This is a genomic window from Chromobacterium sp. (assembly GCF_041912965.1).
GTDB lineage: Bacteria > Pseudomonadota > Gammaproteobacteria > Burkholderiales > Chromobacteriaceae > Chromobacterium > Chromobacterium aquaticum.
In genome coordinates this window covers 41,652-59,726 of sequence record NZ_JAYSGF010000003.1, presented here as the reverse complement: position 1 = coordinate 59,726, position 18,075 = coordinate 41,652, and the positions used below count along the sequence as shown (strand labels likewise).

Below are 18,075 nucleotides of genomic sequence, written 5' to 3'. Positions count from 1 at the left end.
CGCGATCATGACGTGGCCTTTCTCCCTGTTCGACAACGCCAACTCGGCCAGCCGCAACACCACTGTCCGCATCAACGCGGAACAGATCGCCGCATTCAGGAGCTTGCTGGGACAGCAAGCCACGATCCGCCTGCTGGTGGGCTCCGGCGGCAGTTTCGGCAACCAGTCCGCCACGGTCAACCTGCTGCGGCGGCTGACCGATCCCTTGAGCGCGGCGGGACTGACTTACGCCTATGCCGGCAAGGTCGAGGTCTATTATCTGGGTGGCGAGGACACGCTGGCCAAGTTGTACGAGCTGCTGCCGGAGCTGGATCACCAGCCCAGCGGCACGCTGAACCAGGCCACGGTGGAACTGAAGGCCTACCTGGCGCCGCCGGCCGACAAGGTGCTGTTCGGCTTCACCGGCGCGGTGGACGAGAGCAAGATCAATTATGCCAATGGGTTGAATGCGGAGTATTTCCTGCAATTGCAGCCCTATAACTATAATTTCGCGGAAAAAATCGATTTCGTCGGCGCCAGGCGCCAGGCCATCGACCTACTGACCGTGCCGGAGCTGAACAACCCCAGCTTCCGCCGCCGGGTGTCCTATGTGCCGGAGTCCAGTTACGCCGCGCCGGACTGGGAGGAATACGCCGGCAATGCGCGCGCGGCGATTCTGCGCTATCTGACCGACGATCAACTGCTCAAGCAAGTGCGGCTGGTGGTGTCCTACGCCATCATGCCCAGCGCTCAGAACGTGGTGAACAGCAACCCGGAAGCGGCGGCGGCGATCTTGTGCGGCGGCCTGCTCGATTATCAGGACAATGGCGGCGACACTTATGCCGCGCCGGTGGTGGTGCTGAATCTCAACCGCTTCGGCAGCAGTGAAAGCACCGCGCCGCTGCAGGCGGTGGCGGGCTTGCTGCGCGGCGACATGACCCGCGAGGAAGTCGTGGTGCTGACCGGCACCAATCCGGAAAACGCCAGCCGGCGGCAGGCGGCGCGGCAGGTGCATGAGGCGCGCCGTCGCTACATGGTGTCGTTGAACTCGCTGCAACGCTTCAGCTGGCTGAACTATCCCACCTCGACCGCGGCGGTGGAGACCGCGGTCAACGCCATCGTCGGCAAGCCGAACCAGGTGCTGTTCATCCAGCTGGGGCCGGTGCCGCAGCCCCTGTTCTACTATGCGCTGTTCAAGACCAATACCCTGTCCTTGTTCGAGGGCGCCAACAGCCTGATGGCGGCGATCAATATGGGGCGGCCGTTCCTGGCGCTGCCGCGCATTGGCGCGGGGGTGCAGCCGGCCTTGTATCCCTCCGTCAACCGCGGCCTGTTCAGCGCCGCGCCGCCGATCAACGCGCTGGCGGCGGCGGCCAATCAGCTGAATTTCTCGCTGGACAGCTGGCCCACCGGCAATCAGAGCGGCAACCCCTGCCGCCTGCTCGGCGCCTTCGTCCGGGACCTGTGCGGTCAGACCGCCGCCGATGATCCGATTCCGCGCTATTTCAAAGAGCTGAAAGCCTTCTACGCGACTTCCAGCGCCGACAAGCTCAATGTCGCAGTCGCCTACCTGATGAACGTCTATCAGGCCGAGCACGCGTCGCAAGCCGCGAACGCGCTGCGGGCGCGCCGCGCCGACGGCGAGGAGGGCGGCGACGAGCCGGCCGAGAACCCGCTGAACGCGCTTTACCTGGAGCTCAAGGAGAAGCTGGGCGCGGACGGCGAGATCCAGCCGCCCAAGCGGCTGGACCTGGTGCCGGGCATTTTGGCCGGCGGCAATATCAACGAGGCGGTGCTGGCGCTGCTGCAGGGCTTCAGCGCCAGCCTGTGGCTGGAAGTGTCCCAGTTCAAGCACGAGGGCGAGGAGGACGATATCGCCTCCATCCGGCTGGAGGGCATGACCGGCGTGTTCGCCAGCCTGCAGATCAGCAATCGCATCGCGGTGATCTTCGACGCGCCGGAGCAGCAGTTGCGGATGAATCTGGAACTGTCGGCCGAGGGCACTTGGTCCTTGCCCGGCGTGCCGTGGATACAGATGAGCGGCCCCTTTCTGCGGCTGTCCAGCTCCGACGGCCAGATCCCGGTCACCGCCACGCTGGGCGGCCGTTATCAGCCCTTGGGCGCGGAACTGCAATTGCTGGCGCCGTCGGCCGGCGAACAGGCCTTGCTCACCGTCAAGTTCGACGCGCCGTATCCCGGCATAGACCGCGCCTTCCAGATGGCGGCGGCGGTCAACCTGGTGGCGATGCTGCCGCCGCCGCTGAACGTGCTGGCCGATCTCGGCCTCAGCCAGCTGGACCTGTACTACCTCAGCAAGGAGGAGGACGCGTCCGCGCTAGGCTTCATCATCCGCTCCAACAGCGCCAAGCCGGTGCCGCTGGTGGGCAAAGTGGCCTTGAGCGACGTCGAGGCCCAGGTGGCGCTGGTCGATCCGGTCAACACGCGCCAGGTGCGCGCCAGCGCCAACGGCAACTTCATCATCGGCAGCGGCGACGAGGCCGGCGTGGTGGCGGTGGGCGTGCAGTACCCGGACTGGCAGTTCCGCGGCACGCTGGAATCCGGCGTGATCCGCATGGAAGACCTGCTGTCGCTGTTCCTGCCCGGCGTCGATCTGAGCCTGCCGTCGCTGCCGGTGATAGACAGCTTCGTGTTCAACTACGCCCAGGCCACCGATAATCTGCAAGTCTCGCTGAACCTGGCCTTCCTGCCGGCCTGGACTTTCGAATTCTTCGGCAAGCCGCTGTTCAAGCTCGACAACGTCGGCTTCTCGGTCAGCCGCGCCAAACTGGAAAACCAGGGCAATATCACCGCCAACACCACCTTGCTGCCGGACATGGCCAAGCCGCTGGTGGTGGGCATAGGCGCGAGCTACGCCGGCGCCGGCGATTGGAAGTTTTCCATCCAGCAGCAGGACGGCACCGTTTTCAGCATCAATGAACTGCTGGAGCAGTATCTGGGCCGGGAATGGCGCACCGTGCTGTCCTTCCCAGACGTGAGCAAGCTGACGCTGCAACTGGATTGGGGCAAGCAGAAAGCCACTTCCTTCGAATTCAGCGCCGCCACCGCCAGCGCCTGGGTGCCGATTCCGGTCCTGCCCGAAATCAGCGTGACCGGCCGGCTGAAGCTGGGCTATCTGGGCAAGGAGGCCGCCGAGCGGCTGGGGCTGGTGCTGCTGGACGCGGAGGAGGACGATCCGCAGCAAGTGCCGGGCACCTATGGCGAGATCGGCGCCGACCTGACCCTGTGGAACATCAAGCTGGGGGTCAGTTATAACTTCGCTCCCGGCAAGCAGGAATTGAGCTTGCGCTGGCTGACCCTGCTCGCCATCGTCACGACCGACAAACAGGGCGACACCATCGCCACCTTCAAGCTGGACAACAAGTCCATAGGCGAAATGGTGGAAACCTTCGTCTCCTGGGCCACCGGCGCCGAATTCGGCCTGGCCGCGCCCTGGAACGTGCTCAACTCCTTCAGCCTGAGCAATGTCGAGCTGGTGTACAACTTCAGCAAGAAACGGGTGGGCTTCAATATCGGCATCGGTCCGGTGGACTTCGGCTTCTTCACGCTCAAGGGCGTGGCGCTGAAATACGATCCGCAGTCCAAGGACGCCAAGGTGGAGATCTCGGTGCAGGGCAGCTTCGTCTGGCAGTCCGGCGACGCGCTCAGCTGGGACCCGTCCAAGCCGGAAACCACGCCGGCGCCTCCGGGCGGCGGCAACAAATACCTGGACCTGCGCCTGCTGGCGCTGGGCCAGCATGTCACCGTGCCGGGCCTGGTGGAGGAAACCTCGGTGCAGGGCGTGATCGCCAAACTGCGCAGCCTGGAAGTGCCCAACCCGCCTGAGGTGCCGGTGGGCGGCAAGGGGCAGCCGGTGTTCGCCGCCAACAACTCCTGGTTCATCGCCTTCGACTTCGGCGTGTTGAAAACCCAGAAAGACAAGGAAGCGCCGGCGGCCAAGGGCAGCCAGCAGTTGATCACGGCGCGCGAGGCGGCCGCGGCCGACGAAGAGGCCGACGAATACCTGCTGCAGCTGTCCATGGTGTTCAACGACCCCACGCTCTACGCGCTGCGCGTGGCGCTGGCCGGGCCGATGGCCAAGATTTTCGCCGGCCTGGATTTCCAGATCCTTTACCGCCAGGTATCGGAAACCGTGGGCTGCTATTCCGCCAATATCGCCTTGCCCAATCTGATGCGCAAATTCCAGATCGGGGTGGCCACGATCACCTTGCCGGAATTCGGCATCAATCTGTACACCAACGGCGATTTCCAGGTGGACATCGGCTTCCCGTGGCGGCAGGACTTCGCCCGCTCCTTCACCATAGAGCTGATCGTGGCGCCGGGCATCCCGGTGCTGGGCTCGGCTGGCTTCTATTTCGGCAAGCTCAGCAGCGCCACCACCAATCTGGTGCCGGTGTCGGAGCGGGGCTGGTTCAATCCGGTGCTGGTGTTCGGCTTTGGCGCCCAGATCGGCCTGGGCAAATCGATAGAGCTGGGCATTCTGCGCGCCGGTTTCAGCCTGACCGTATTCGGCGTGATCGAGGGCGTGCTGGCGCGCTGGCTGCCTTATCGCGAGGCCACGCCCAGCCAGGGCCGCGATCAATTGCAGGATGGCTATTTCTTCTCGCTGATCGGCACCGCCGGGGTGCAGGGCCGCCTGTACGGCAGCATAGACTTCGCCATCATCCGCGCCGACGTCAATATCGCCATCAAGATCTATGTGCGGCTCAGCTATATCGCCTATCAGGACATTCCGATCAGCGCCAACGCCTCGGTGGAAGTCAGCGTCGACGTCAAGATCAATCTGGGCTTGTTCACCATCACCATAGGCCTGTCGTTCTCGGCCTCGGTGCAAGCCACCTTCGTGCTGAAGAACCCGGCCGGCAACAATGCGCCCTGGGGCCGCACCCTGCCTGGCAACGGCATGCGGACGCTGGCCCTGGCCGACGGTTCATTCCCGCGCCATGCGGCGGCGGAATTGGAAGCGCGCCGGCTGCGCCGCCCGCGGGGGCAGGGCGGCGCGGCCGGCGCGAGGCGGGCGGCCAACGCGGCCGGCGACCAGCCGGCCAGGGACAAACTGCAAGCGGGACAGCTGCTGCAACTGACCGGCTGGACCGTGCCGGTGCTGACCGTGGCCGGGGATCAGGCCAAGACCGCGGCCGAACAACTGCCGTGCTATGTGGCGGCCTTCTTCCTCGCCACGCCGGAACCGGTCAAGGCCGGCGGCGCGCTGGCGGCGGCCCGCAACGGCGCGTCCGAGTCAGGTCAACTGGCGCATGCGGCGCTGGCGCGCGCGCGTCGAGGCCAGGCGCTGCGCGCCAATGTCGCCGCCAATGGCGGCGATGACGGTTTCGAAGACTTGGCGGTGCGGGTGCTGCAATGGGTATTGGCCGCCGGCATGAGCGGGGCGATGAGCCCGGATCAGCTCAACCAGCAAGTGGTGAGCGCGACCTTCCTGAATCAGGCGCTGCAGTATTTCTCCAACCCGGACCAGCCCTTGCCGATTCCGGCCGACCAGGTGGAGGCCTTCCTGGCGCGGCAGGCGACGATCTGCTTCGCCTCCGCCGCGGCGGCCAACGCCCATGGCGTGTTTTTCCCGGCGCCGCCGGGCGTGCGCCTGAACGTGCCGAGCTACGCCGGCGCGCCGGGCTACGATTACGTGTTCGGCCAATACAACAGCAGCCAGACCGACTACCTGCTGCTGCTGCGCCAGTACTTCCAGCAATTGCAGGTGCAAGTGGAAGGCGGCGGCGCGCCGGCGGCGGCCGCGGCGCGGATGCAGTCCGGCACCGGCGCGTCCATCGCCAGCTATATCTTCGGCGATTACTTCTGCCTGCTGGCGCGCCAGGCCTTGCAGGCGCTGCGCGACGGCCTCGGCAATTTCAAGCTGGTGATCCAGCCGGCGCAAACGGTGGCCGAGATCGTCGCCTGGGTCAACGCCACCGGCCAGCTGTCCGGCGACGACGCCTTCAGCGCCGGCCAGCTGTTCGTCGCCAACCAAGAGCACCCGCTGGCGGCGCGCGCCCAGCCCCTGACCGTGGCCGGCATGCGCTGGCAGACGCCGGGCGGCTTGAGTTTCGATCAGATCGCCGCGCAGTCGCTATTTGGCGGCGGCTTCGGCGGCGAGCAACTGGCGCGGGCCAACGCCGACGAGGCGCGCATCCTCGCCGCCAATCAGCGCATCGCGCTGGGCGACAAGGTCTATCTGACCCAGGACGGCGACTCGCTGGCCGGCATCGCCGCCGGGCTGGGCGTGTCGCTGGACGCGCTATTGCAAGGCAGCGATGTGCTGCGGCGCGCGGATCTGCTGCTGCCGCTGGCGATACTGGCGCTGCCGGCCTTCCCGCAGCCGGTGGCCGCCGGCGACACCCTGGCCGGCATCTCCGCGCGGCTGGGCGTGAGCCTGGACCTGCTGGCCGTCGCCAACGGCGCGGCCGCCGGCTTGTTCGACCACGACAGCGATCCCAATCTGAACATCCCGGAACTGGCGCAGTTCCAGGTGGGCGAACTGATAGACGAAGCGCTGCGCACGCTGGCGTTCCAGAACCTGGGAGCGATGGCCTCGCGTTACTATCTCAACGGGTTGAGGCTGCCCACCGCCGGGCTGACGGCGAAATCGCCCGGCCTGTTCGTCAAGCCCAACGGCCAGGGCGGCTATGACTATCCGGCGCAGCTGGGCCTGTTCGCGCTGACCGGGCAGGCCTTCCCGCTGCCCGCGCTGCAAGACCCGGCGCAAGGCGCGAAATTCAGCTTCACCCTGAGCCGCGGCAGCGCCGAAACCTGGCTCAGCCTGGGCGCGCCGGGCAGCGCCAGCGCCCGTTTCGAAGTGGGCGCGGACGATTATCTGCGCTATGTGAAAGTGCGCGCCGCCGCCACTGGCCAGCCGCTGCGCACCGACACGCTGGCGATCCGGCCGCTGCTGGACGCCGAGGCCCAGGCCTCGCGCTTCCCGCTGTCCAGCTCCCAGCCGTGGCAGTGCGCGGCGCCGGTGACGCTGCCGCGCCAGGCCCATGCTCCGGAAGTGGCCGAGCTGCGCTTGTGGAGCCTGCCGGACTCGCTGATCAATACCCCGCTGGAACAAGGCGTGCTGCCGCGTTTCGCGCCGCAGCTGGCGCGCACCGACGCCGCCACCGGCAGTGTCAGCGAACAGCCCTTGCTCAATTACGGCTTCGGCATGCTGATCCCCTTCGGCGTGCGCCGCACCCAGCCGCTGGCGGGCAATCCCAGCAGCCAGCGGCTGTATGAAATCATCGGCGCGCCGGACAAGGAAATCGTGTTACTGGAGCGCCTGCTGAATCAACTGCGGGGTCCGGGCGCCGGCCTGAGCCAGTTGCTGGTCTTGTATCGGCCGGCGACTACCGGCAGCGAGGTGGCCGGCTGGCAAATGGAAAATCCGGCCGCCAGCCTGGCCGGCATCGCCAAGGTCAATCTGTCCACCGAGACCCGTCCGCCGGCCCAGAGCGGCCTGCGCGCGCTGGCGCTGGCCGAGAACGGCTTCCCCAATCTGATCGGCGCGCCGGACGAATTGCTGCGGCTGTTGTGGGAGGCCAGCATCACCCGTCAGGGCGGCTTCTTCCTCAGCTACAGCCAGGGCTTGCAAGCCGGCGGCACGCTGTCCGGCCTGCCGGACCATGTGTTCAACGACAGCGGCGAAGCCGAACTGGCGGTGCTGGCGCTGTTCGCCGTGGACGAGGGCGAAGGGCAGGCGGTGGGCGACTGGATGAATGTGCTGGCCACCAATGAATCGTTCGATGCCAGCGCCGCCGCCCTGGTGGCGGCCGCGGTGCTGCGGCGGGAACAGACCGCGCCGCTGTCCGCCGTCTCGCTGTCCGGCGTCGCCGCCGCCTACTACAGCCGCGTCGACAGCCTGGCCCGGCTCAACGCCGAGCGGCCGCTGCGCGGCGGCGCCGCGCTGCGCGTGCACGGCGGCGTCTATCAAGTGGCGCCCGACGGCGCGGCGCCGGGCGGAGACCTGGCGCGCATCGCCGAGCACTTCTTCACCACCGAGGACGCCATCAAGCAGGCCAACCCGTATCGCGCTGGCTGGAGCGGGCCGCTGGCCAGCTACACCGCGCTGCGCCTGCCCGAGGTCAGCGTGACCATGGGCCAGCGTTACGCCAATGGCGCGGAGTTCTCCAGCCTGGCGGACACGGCGGCGTACTTCCAGGCGCCGCTGGCCAGCCTGGCCGCCGCCAATGCGCATGTCCCCGGCCTGTTCCCGGACCAGACGGTGTTCGAGGTGGAATTGGGACCGTTCGACGTGTCGGCGACCACCCAGGCTGGCGTCGCCGGCATCGAGCTGGAACGCAAGGCCGCGCCGCCGGTGCCGGACCGGGCCGATGGCGACGACTGGGGCTGGATCTACCTGGCCAATCTGTTCAATCTGCTCGGCTACCGCAATAGCAAGACCGACGATTTCAAGGAGAGCAATTTCGGCGTGGCTTCCGGCCCCGGCAATATCGACGGCGATGGCCCGGCCGACAAGGTGCGCGCGCCGCGCGCGGCGAATCAGGACCAGCCATGGCGCTATGTGCGCACCGTGCCGTATCCCAGCCTGTATCTGCATCCGCCGATGCAGCGCCAGGCCTCGCCGGCGGTGGGCGGCAGCCCTTATCTGGGCGTGGGCGGCCTGCTGCAGATCGAGCTGGCCTGGCTGGACTTGTTCGGCAACCGCATCCTCAGCGATCTGGACGCGCCGCCGGCCAAGGCCAAGGCATACAACTTCCCGCCGCAGCTGACCGGCTACACCGACAGCGTGCTGGGCGTCGGCCAATGGCCGTCGCTGGCCAATGACTACCAGTTCGCCACCCTGCCGGACGGCAAGGCGGGGCTCAAGGTGGCGCTGGCCTTTGATCAGCAACCCTATCTGGACGCGGCCAAGGCGCTGGACGCCGGCGGGCGGCAGCGCATCGAACAGGCGATCGCCATCTACGCCAAGATCTTGTACCAGTTGCAAGACCCCAACGGCCTCGCCATCGAACTGAGCAGCAGCGTCTGCCCCGACGCGGCATCCTTGCTGGAACCGACGCAGCAGGCGGCGCTGCTCAATTGGGCGGTGGACATCTATGCCTGGCTCAACAGCCTGCTGCCCAGCGGCAGCGGCAGCCACCGCGAGCGCGCCGCCGGCTTCCAGCCGCTGCTGGAGCTGAGCGTGCCGCTGCCCGCCGGCCAGATCAACGACGAGCAGATCTTCCGCCTGAACGCCAGCCTGACGCTGAGCCGCCGGCCGCAGCTGGTCAGCGGCGAACTGGCGGCGGTGTCCGGCGTGGCCGAGGCCGGCACGCTGCTGTCGCCGTCCACCGGCCCGCTGCAAGGCGACCAGGCCGCGGCCGGCGCGCAGCGCGATCTCAAGCAATTCGCCGCCAGTTTCGAGCAAGCGCTGTCCACCCCGCAGGGGCCGCGCTATCAAGTGGCCACCGGCACCGATCGCGACGCCTTCGCCGGCGGTTCCGGCATGACGCTGTGGGCGGTGCAGCTGGGACGCGATGCCACGCAAGCCATTTCCTACCGCGTGCTCAATCCGGGGCAGCCCAAGCAGTACGCGCCCAGGCCGGTGTCCAATCAGCTGGCGTCCAAGCAGAACGCGGCCATCATTCCCTATCACACCGGCAAGGTGATCAGCCTGCAGGACCCGGCCCAGCCGCGCGCCTTCACCGACGTGGATCTGGATCAATGGCTGCAATCCTCGCTGGCGCGCATCGACCAATTGCTGTCGCCGGCCTATGTCGCGCCGGCGCAGATCCTGCGCAGCCTGACCGGCAACGATGCGATGCAGGGATTGCTGGACGCCAAGGAAGCGCTGGCCCAGGCGCTGAAGAGCGCGATGATTCCGGTGTTCCGTGACGAAACCGCGGACGACAAGGAATTGGCGGCGATCCGCGAAGCGTTCTTCCAGCGCATGCTGGGCACGCTCAGCGAATTCTACGCGGTGCGCGCCGGCATCCAGTTCCAGGCCGAGGTCAATGCGGAGATTCAGCCGTCGGGCGCGGAACTGACGCCGCGGCTGTACGGCAATATCGTGGGCCGTCCGGGCGGAGACAAGATCGGCGGGCAGGGCAATCTGTCGCTGACCGCGCCCAAGCTGGGGCTGAAACTGGCCGGCGACGGCGGCGGCAATACCCGCGCGCTGAGTTTCCTGCTCTCCAGCGCCGGACTGGAGGCCAAGAAGGTGGACCTGGACCTGGTGTTCGAAGGACAGAACATCGAACACCAGATCGGCGCGCTGGCCGGCATCCGCGGTTATCAGCCGTCGTCCTGGCTCAGTTTCGTGGCCGATACCGCCGGCGAGGGCTGGCCGCTGCGGCAGGCGCTGGGCGCGTTCAGCACGCCCATCGTGCTGCGCGCCTTCCCGGAAACCCCGGCCTTGACCCTGCAGGAAGCGGTGGCCAATGCCGATATCGCCTGCCCATGCCGGCCGCCCGAGAGCGCGGTCGCGCCGGCGCGGGCATGGGCCGTCGGCGATCCGGCTTGCAGCCGGCCCGGCGATTACAATCCCTTGGCCGCGCTGAGCCGCTGGAACTACCGGCTGCGTTATGCCTTGCAACGCCACTTCGAGCAGGACGCGATCAACGGCCAGATCGATTTCAACCTGGGCGGCCAGGCCAGCCTGAAAGCGATGGCGCTCAGCCGCGATCTGTTCGACAACCTGGCGGAAATGACCCAGGTCTTCCCGCAGGTGGTGGCGGATCTGAACCGCTACCTGCTGCCGCTGGACATCGACAGCAAGGACCCGGCCCAGATAGAAAACGCCGAGGCGGCGCTGCTGTCCGCCGGCGCGATGGTGGAGTGGCTGGCGGACAGCGCCGGCGGCTCCGGCCTGCTGCAAGCGAATAGCCGGCTATTGGCGCAGGCGGAGCCGGTGCGCTTCGTCATCGAGGAAGACGCGGTGGAGCGCGTCAATCCCGGCGGTGGCAAAGTGAGCGCGCTGCGGGTGACGCTGACGCTGGAACAGGCGCTGCCCGAGCGCGTCGGCCAGCCCTTCGTGCAAGTGGAGCCGGAGCGTTACGAGTGCGAGCCGGAGGAGGGCGAAGGCCTGAGCCGCGCCTTCACCTATCGCCAGCGCGACACCGGCATGTATCTGCCCGCGTCCGAGGGCAAGGGCATCGCCGCGCGCATGGTGGTGTTGCCGGACCTGGACATTCTGGAGCGGCAGGACGCCAATGCCCAGGTCTTCCTGCGGCGCAACGAGGAATTGGTGCCCGGCAAGCCGACGGCCGAGCCCTTCGTCTACCAGACGCCGACGGTATCGCTGTCCGCGCCGCTGCGGCCCACCGTGGATTCTGACCAGCCGGTGAATATGGCGGCCATCTACGCCCAGGGCGCGGATCAACCGGTGAGCCGCTCGCTGGAATGCCAGCTTGGCCTGTTCTACCAGGCCTTGTTCGGCCATGCCGGCAGCGACAGCGCCATCCTCAGCCTGACGGCCTACTATGAATACCGGCTGAACAATGCGCTGACCAAGGTGCGTCTGCCGGTCTATCTGATGCCGCCGACCAAGGCGGCCTTGCGGGAGGGGGGCGCCGGCCTGCCGCTGGCCGACATCGTCGCCTTGCAGGCCCAGGGGTGCGTGGATTGGTTCGCCGCGCATGGTCCGGAGCGGAAAGACGGCGGTTTGTGGTTCGATCTGACCGTCAGCTCCAATCTGACCGAGCAGGCGCAACCCTTGCTGCGCTTGCGCAATGTGTTCCTGGAGCTGGCGAACATCGAGCCGCCCTTGGCTTGAGCCGCGCCTCACGGTCTGCCGCCAGCGGCAGACCGTGAAGCTTCCCGGATCGATGCGCGCGCTCGCGGTGGCGGGGGTGCGCAATGGTTATTTGCTTAGACATAAGGATTCCGTCTTTGCTGATAGCCAATCGGTATAATGGCCGTTCCCCGTTGGAGAACGCGTCGTGTACAAGCATCTGGAAGATTTCGTCGGCCACACCCCGCTGGTCAGACTCAAGCGCCTGCCCGGCGTCACCAGCAACACCGTGCTGGTCAAGCTGGAAGGCAATAACCCGGCGGGTTCGGTCAAGGACCGGCCGGCGCTGTCCATGATCCGCCGCGCGGAACAGCGCGGCGAGATCCGGCCGGGCGACACCCTGATCGAGCCCACCAGCGGCAACACCGGCATCGCGTTGGCGATGGCGGCGGCGATGATGGGTTACAAGATGATCCTGATCATGCCGGAGAACTCCAGCGCCGAACGAGTGCAGGCGATGCGCGCCTATGGCGCGGAAGTGATCCTGACGCCCAAGGAAGCCTCCATGCCCGGTTCCATCGACCTGGCGCGCAATATGGAAGCCGCCGGCCAGGGCCGCATCCTCGATCAATTCTCCAATCCGGACAATCCGCTGGCCCATTATGAAAGCACCGGGCCGGAAATCTGGCAGGACACCGCGGGCGGCATCACCCACTTTGTGTCCAGCATGGGCACCACCGGCACCATCATGGGCACCAGCCGCTATCTGAAGCAGCAAAACCCGGCGATCCAGATCGTGGGCGTGCATCCGGAGCCGGGCAGCCAGATCGCCGGCATCCGCAAATGGGAAGATCCCTACGTGCCCAAGATCTGCGATTTCTCGCAGCTGGACGATTTGCAGCATGTCAGCCAGCAGGAAGCGGAGGACATGGCGCGGCAACTGGCGCGCGAGGAGGGCATCCTGGCCGGGCCTTCGTCCGGCGGCGCGCTGGCGGTGGCGCTGCGCCTGTCGCGCCAGCTGGAAAACGCGGTCATCGTGTCCATCGTCTGCGACCGCGGCGATCGTTACCTGTCCACCGGCCTGTTCGGCTGAGCATCTGTCGATGATGCGCCGGAACGCAGCGTTCGCGTTTTGGCGCTGGCGTGCGGCGCATCATGCAGTTAGCATCTGGAGTCCACTATCCCAGTCACGGAGGCTCCCATGCTGCTGCACGTCGATTCCCGCTTCCTCAGCCCTTATGCGCTGTCCGCCTTCGTCGCCCTGAAAGAAAAGGGGCTGACTTTCGAGCTTTCGACCGTCCGCCTGGAAGCGCAGGCCAATCTGGCCGCCGACTACCGTCGCCAGTCGCTGACCGCCCGCGTGCCCATGCTGGAAGACGGCGAGTTCCGTCTCAGCGAATCCTCGGCCATTGCCGAATACCTGGAAGACGCTTATCCCGAACGCGCGCGCCTGTATCCGCAAGAGCTGCGCCAGCGCGCCCGCGCGCGCCAGCTGCAAGCGTGGCTGCGCAGCGACCTGATGGCGCTGCGCGAAGACCGCAACACCGAAGTGGTGTTCCTGCGCCCGGCGACGGGCACGCTGGCGCCGGAAGCGCGCCAGGCGGCCGGCAAGCTGATCGACGCGGTCGAGCAACTGCTGCCGGCCGATGGCGGCGACTTGTTCGGCGCCTGGTGTCTGGCCGACACCGATCTCGCCTTGATGCTGAAACGGCTGCAATACGACGATGTGCTGCCGCCGCGCTTGGCCGCCTACGCCGAGCGCCAATGGCGGCGGCCGGCGGTGCAGGACTGGCTGGAGCTGGGACGGCGGGCGGCGTCGGCGTGACCGGCCAAGGCCTCGCCAGGGAAGCTCGTTGAGCAGGGGCGGGGCCAGGCCCCGCCTCGGCCTCAGCGGTGGATGTCGTGAGCGACGAAGGGACGGTCCGGCGATGGCATCGCCAGCCAGTCCGGATGGCGCAGCGTGCGGCACATGTCCTGATAGCCGCTGGCCCAGTGCATGCGCATGGTCTGAGCGCCGAATTGATAGTCCTTGTGGTGGTTTTCGTACTCCTTGTCCTGGTAGATCAGGTGTATCACCTTCAATAGCCGGCCGCAGGCCAGTTCCCGCGCGCGCAGATAGGCCGGGTGCTCGCGCTGCGCCTCCGGGATCAACTCCATCAATTGCCGCAGCAGGCCGCGGTAGTTCTGCTCCCGTTTCATCATGTCGGTGATCTGGCGGGTGCGGCTGGAGTACTGGATATCCTTCTGCCGCATCGTGATCGCCTTCATGTCCGTGGGCGGCTCACCCTTGGCGCTCCATAGGTCAACCTGAAAGATCAGCGAGTTCTTGCGCGGCTCGGTGGCCAGCACCTGCTGCAAGGGGGTGTTGGACACCAGGCCGCCGTCCCAGTAGTACTCGCCGTCTATCTCCACCGCCGGGAAGCCGGGCGGCAGCGCGCCGGAAGCCATGAAATGCTCGGGCCGCAGCCGTTGATGGGTATTGTCGAAATAGACGAAGTTGCCGTTGTGCAGATTGACCGCGCCCACCGACACCCGCATCTGATTGCTGTCGTTGATGCGGTCGAAATCCGCGAACCGCTCCAGCGTGCTCTTCAAGGGCGTGGTGTCGTAGACGCTGCAATTGGTCGGCAAGTGCACGGATGCGGGCCACCAGGGCCGCGGTTGGTAGAAGCCGTTCTGGCCCTCGGTCATTGCCCGCCACGCCTCCCAGTCCGACGCCAGCTCGTTCAGCTCCGTTGGCCAGGAACGGTTGTCCAGATGGCTGAACGGGCTGGGCGGCAGCATCGGCGGACGGCAGATGGTTTCCCAGAACGCGCGCAACTGCTCCACCCGCCGTTCCGGCGGATTGCCGGCGATGATGGCCGCGTTGAGCGCGCCTATGGAAATGCCGGCCACCCAGTTGGGGTGCAGATCGGCCTCGGCCAGGCCCTGGTAGACGCCGGGCTGGTAGGAGCCCAGCGCGCCGCCGCCCTGCAGCACCAGCGCCAGCACCTGGTAGCGATGATCGGGCGGCAGGCTGCGGCTCTGGTACAGGCCGTCGGCGTGCGGGCAGGCCGGGTTGTGCCGCGTCGTCATTGCATATACCAGCCGTGGCTGACGATGACGGATTGGCCGGTCAGCGCCGCGCTGGGGAAGGCGGCCAGGAACAGCGCGGTCTGGGCCACGTCTTCCACCGTGGTGAACACGCCGTCCACGGTATTGCCCAGCATCACGTGCTTGACCACGTCCTCCTCGCTGATGCCCAGCTCCTTGGCCTGCTCCGGAATCTGCTTTTCCACCAGCGGCGTGCGCACGAAGCCGGGGCAAATCACATGGGCGCGCACATTGTATTCCGCGCCTTCCTTGGCCAGCACCCGGCACAGGCCCAGCAGCGCGTGCTTGGCGGTGACATAGGCGGACTTGAGCTTGGACGCTTCGTGGGAATGCACCGATCCCATATAGATCACCGTGCCGCCGCGCTTGTCCTTGTACATATGCGGCAGCGCCGCCTTGGTGGTGAGAAAGGCGCCGTCGACGTGGATGGCCTGCATTTTCTTCCAGTCGGAGAACTTGTAATCCACCAGCGGGTTGACGATCTGGATGCCGGCATTGGAAATCAGGATGTCCAGCGCGCCCAGCGCATCCACCGCCGCCTGGGTGCCGGCGTTGACGGATTCCTCATTGGTCACGTCCATCGCCACGCCCACCGCCTTGCCGCCGGCGGCCTGGATTTCCGCCGCCGTCGCCTGCGCCGCCGCCAGGTTGATGTCGGCGATGGCCACCGCCGCGCCGGCCCGGGCGTAGGTTTCCGCGATGGCCTTGCCTATGCCGCTGGCCGCGCCGGTGATCAAGGCCACTTTGCCGTTCAATTGCATGCTGCTCTCCTTCGTTGTCGAGTGGGGACGTGCCGCCGAGCGGCGTAGAGCCGGTTTACGATCCCGCGAGCCGCGCCGCGTATCGTAAACCGCTTCAATTCAGGTAATCGAATTCCACTTCGCCCAGGCCCAGGGTCAGGTCGGCGATGATGTGGCGCGCTTCCACCACTTCCAGCACCGGCAGCTCCGCCACCGGGGCCAGCGCGTGCGGAAACAGCGCCAGCGCGGCCGGGCCGCTCCAGACGCCGTGCACGGTCACGTCCTTCAGGTAGAAACGCACCAGTTCGCAGATGCGGGCGCTGCCGTCCACGTGCGGAATGATCTTCAGCAGGAAGTTGGGGGTGTTGATCATGGAGCGCTGTTGCGCGCTGGCATCCTGAGCATGGTGCTTATAGCCCATGGTGGCGGTGGCCACCCGCACCGGGCCGTAGTCCAGCTCGCCCACCAGGGTATCGGTATGCACTTGCAGGCGCGGGCAGGCCAGTTTCTTGGGAAAGCCCCACAGCTCGCGGCCGCCGGCGATGGGCGGATGGTCGTTCAGATACATCGCATGGGTGTAGTTGCCGGCCACGCCGCCCAGCAGCACCGGAATCACCTGGCCGCTTTCGGTGTAGTCGCCAAAGCCGGTGGAATCCGGCATGCGGATGAATTCGAAGTTCACCAGGTCCGAGGCCGGTTGCAATGGCTCGGGCACCACCTCGCGCAGCTTGGCCGGGTCGGTGCGGTAAGTGATGATGAAGAACTCGCGGTTGGTGAAGCGGTAGGGGCCGCGGGGGAAGGCGGGATTGGTCAGCGGCATGGCGAAGGCCTGCTCGCGGATGGCGTCGATGTTCATACGTGCTTACGCTCCCTGGATGGCAATGGGTCGCGCCCGGGATGGGCGCGACCGTGCTGCTGAAGGAGCCCGCCGTCAGCAGGGGCGGGCATGAGTGCATCTGGCTTTGATGGTACAGGGAAAGAGTTCGTTACCGGTGGCTTGGTTCCGTGTCAACTGTCACTTGGAGCGGAGCGGCGGCGCGAGCCGCGACGTCGCGGCGGTTTGGCGGCCGGGCGGCGCGCGTTGAGCATGGCCGCCAGCACGAAGCCATCGACAAGATCGCTGGCGAGCAGCATCGCCTGTTCCAGGCAGTCGAAGAACCCCACCCAAAAGCCCTTGGCGGCGCTGGCGTCGGCGTAGTCGATGTCGGACGCGATCAGCCCTAGCAGGCCGTTGCCGGCGTGTTGCGGGCAGCCGTGCAGCAGGCGCAGCAGATGGGCGGCGTATTCGCGGCCCATTTCGCAGGCTTCGCCGTAATCCTGGATCGGCGGCACTTGCCAGCAGTGGATGCGCGCGCGCTGCGGCAGCCGGCGGACAAAGGGCAATACGGTGAGCGGGGGCAGGGCGGAGTATCGGGAGGACAGAGATTGGGACATAACGGCTCCTTGCTGAAGCTGATTATGGCCACCTCCGCGCTTGCGAAGACGCGGGAGTGGGCGAGAGGTTCGCAACACGTAGCAAGCCGTGCCCCGCACCTCACGGTAGCGGGACTCTCGCCCATTGGGAAACGCTGGGCGTGACGAGTCCGCGCTTCTCAGGATGCGCGGGGGACTGCTTGCTATTTGGTGTTGCGAGCACCAGCCCGGGACTGTAATGGCGGGGCTGGCGGGTGTCAAGGCGCGGCCGGCAAAGCGGCGGCGCGCCGTGCTATGCTGTCACGGTTGCGGCGGATGAGCCGCGGCCCGCCACCGTGCCGGCGGAGTCGGCACTTGTGTTTTGGATATACCGTATGAGCAAAAGCATCATTTCCGACATGGATGGAGTGATCTATCGGGGCAAGCAACTGATTCCGGGCGCGCGCGATTTCGTCAACCGCCTGACGCAGGAGGGCACGCCCTTCCTGTTCCTGACCAATAACGCGGAGCAGACGCCGCTGGATTTGCGCTTGAAGCTGGAGAGCCTGGGCATCAGCGGCGTGACGGAAGACAACTTCATCACCAGCGCGATGGCGACGGCGATGTTTTTGCGCAGCCAGACGCGCAAGGCGATGCCCACCGCCTATGTGGTGGGCGGCGCCGGCCTGATCAACGAGTTGTACAACGTCGGTTTTTCCATTTCCGAATCCCACCCCGATTACGTGGTGGTGGCCAAGTCGCAAACCTTCAGCTTTGAGCAGATCAAGAAGGCGGTGCGCTTCATCGACCAGGGCGCCAAGTTCATCGGCACCAATCCGGACATGATAGATCCGATCGAGGGCGGCGGTTACGAGCCGGCCGCCGGCACGCTGCTGGCCGCCATCGAGGCCGCCACCGGCAAGAAGCCCTATATCGTGGGCAAGCCTAACTCGCTGATGATGATGCTGGCCACCCGCAAGCTGGGCGTGCATCCGGAGGAGGCGGTGATGATAGGCGACCGCATGGACACCGACATCGTCGGCGGCATCGAGGCCGGCATGGGCACCGCGCTGGTGTTGTCCGGGGTGTCGTCGCGCGAGTCCATGGAGCAGTTTCCCTATCAGCCGGATTATGTGTTCGAGAGCGTGGCGGAGATCGATCCGCAAGCCTTGTAGGGCCTTGCCGGCCAAGCCG

The 18,075-nt window shown here is 66.5% G+C and carries 8 protein-coding genes; 4 read left to right on the top strand and 4 right to left on the bottom strand.

Going from position 1 to position 18,075, the window contains the following annotated elements:
- The first annotated feature begins 7 nt into the window (after positions 1 to 7).
- From ACE3QM_RS02300 to yfcF, 3 genes are all read left to right on the top strand, one after another.
- On the top strand, positions 8 to 11,698 hold the full coding sequence (locus ACE3QM_RS02300; RefSeq protein ID WP_374419921.1) for a LysM peptidoglycan-binding domain-containing protein: 11,691 nt from the start codon (positions 8 to 10) through the stop codon (positions 11,696 to 11,698).
- A gap of 166 nt (positions 11,699 to 11,864) precedes the next feature.
- The gene (gene cysM / locus ACE3QM_RS02295; protein ID WP_048410902.1) at positions 11,865 to 12,749 is read left to right on the top strand and encodes a cysteine synthase CysM; all 885 of its coding nucleotides are present in this window, start codon (positions 11,865 to 11,867) and stop codon (positions 12,747 to 12,749) included.
- A 108-nt stretch (positions 12,750 to 12,857) separates the two neighbouring features.
- Positions 12,858 to 13,481 (top strand): glutathione transferase, encoded by a 624-nt coding sequence (gene yfcF / locus ACE3QM_RS02290; RefSeq protein ID WP_374419918.1) that lies wholly within the window; start codon positions 12,858 to 12,860, stop codon positions 13,479 to 13,481.
- Positions 13,482 to 13,543: 62 nt separating this feature from the next.
- Here the strand turns inward: yfcF and ACE3QM_RS02285 are convergent, their stop codons facing one another.
- The 4 genes from ACE3QM_RS02285 to ACE3QM_RS02270 form a co-directional block, all read right to left on the bottom strand.
- The gene (locus ACE3QM_RS02285; protein ID WP_374419916.1) at positions 13,544 to 14,731 is read right to left on the bottom strand and encodes a DUF3734 domain-containing protein; all 1,188 of its coding nucleotides are present in this window, start codon (positions 14,729 to 14,731) and stop codon (positions 13,544 to 13,546) included.
- A complete protein-coding gene (locus tag ACE3QM_RS02280) occupies positions 14,728 to 15,510 on the bottom strand; it encodes a 3-hydroxybutyrate dehydrogenase (RefSeq protein ID WP_048410905.1) in 783 nt (260 codons plus the stop codon). Before ACE3QM_RS02280 ends, ACE3QM_RS02285 begins: the two co-directional genes overlap by 4 nt.
- A gap of 94 nt (positions 15,511 to 15,604) precedes the next feature.
- Entirely contained in the window at positions 15,605 to 16,345 is a 741-nt protein-coding gene (locus tag ACE3QM_RS02275) for an acetoacetate decarboxylase (RefSeq protein ID WP_374419914.1), read from the bottom strand.
- A gap of 152 nt (positions 16,346 to 16,497) precedes the next feature.
- On the bottom strand, positions 16,498 to 16,923 hold the full coding sequence (locus ACE3QM_RS02270; protein ID WP_048410907.1) for a hypothetical protein: 426 nt from the start codon (positions 16,921 to 16,923) through the stop codon (positions 16,498 to 16,500).
- 353 nt (positions 16,924 to 17,276) lie between these two features.
- On the opposite strand from ACE3QM_RS02270, the gene ACE3QM_RS02265 reads away from it, so the two are divergent.
- On the top strand, positions 17,277 to 18,056 hold the full coding sequence (locus ACE3QM_RS02265) for an HAD-IIA family hydrolase (protein WP_231462754.1): 780 nt from the start codon (positions 17,277 to 17,279) through the stop codon (positions 18,054 to 18,056).
- The last annotated feature ends 19 nt before the right edge of the window (positions 18,057 to 18,075 follow it).

Bases quoted from the DNA above. Each gene is read 5' to 3' on its own strand.
- ACE3QM_RS02300 (WP_374419921.1), top strand. From the start codon at position 8: ATGACGTGGCCTTTCTCCCTGTTCGACAACGCCAACTCGGCCAGCCGC.
- ACE3QM_RS02275 (WP_374419914.1), bottom strand. From the start codon at position 16,345: ATGAACATCGACGCCATCCGCGAGCAGGCCTTCGCCATGCCGCTGACC.
- yfcF (WP_374419918.1), top strand. From the start codon at position 12,858: ATGCTGCTGCACGTCGATTCCCGCTTCCTCAGCCCTTATGCGCTGTCC.
- ACE3QM_RS02270 (WP_048410907.1), bottom strand. From the start codon at position 16,923: ATGTCCCAATCTCTGTCCTCCCGATACTCCGCCCTGCCCCCGCTCACC.
- ACE3QM_RS02280 (WP_048410905.1), bottom strand. From the start codon at position 15,510: ATGCAATTGAACGGCAAAGTGGCCTTGATCACCGGCGCGGCCAGCGGC.
- ACE3QM_RS02265 (WP_231462754.1), top strand. From the start codon at position 17,277: ATGAGCAAAAGCATCATTTCCGACATGGATGGAGTGATCTATCGGGGC.
- ACE3QM_RS02285 (WP_374419916.1), bottom strand. From the start codon at position 14,731: ATGACGACGCGGCACAACCCGGCCTGCCCGCACGCCGACGGCCTGTAC.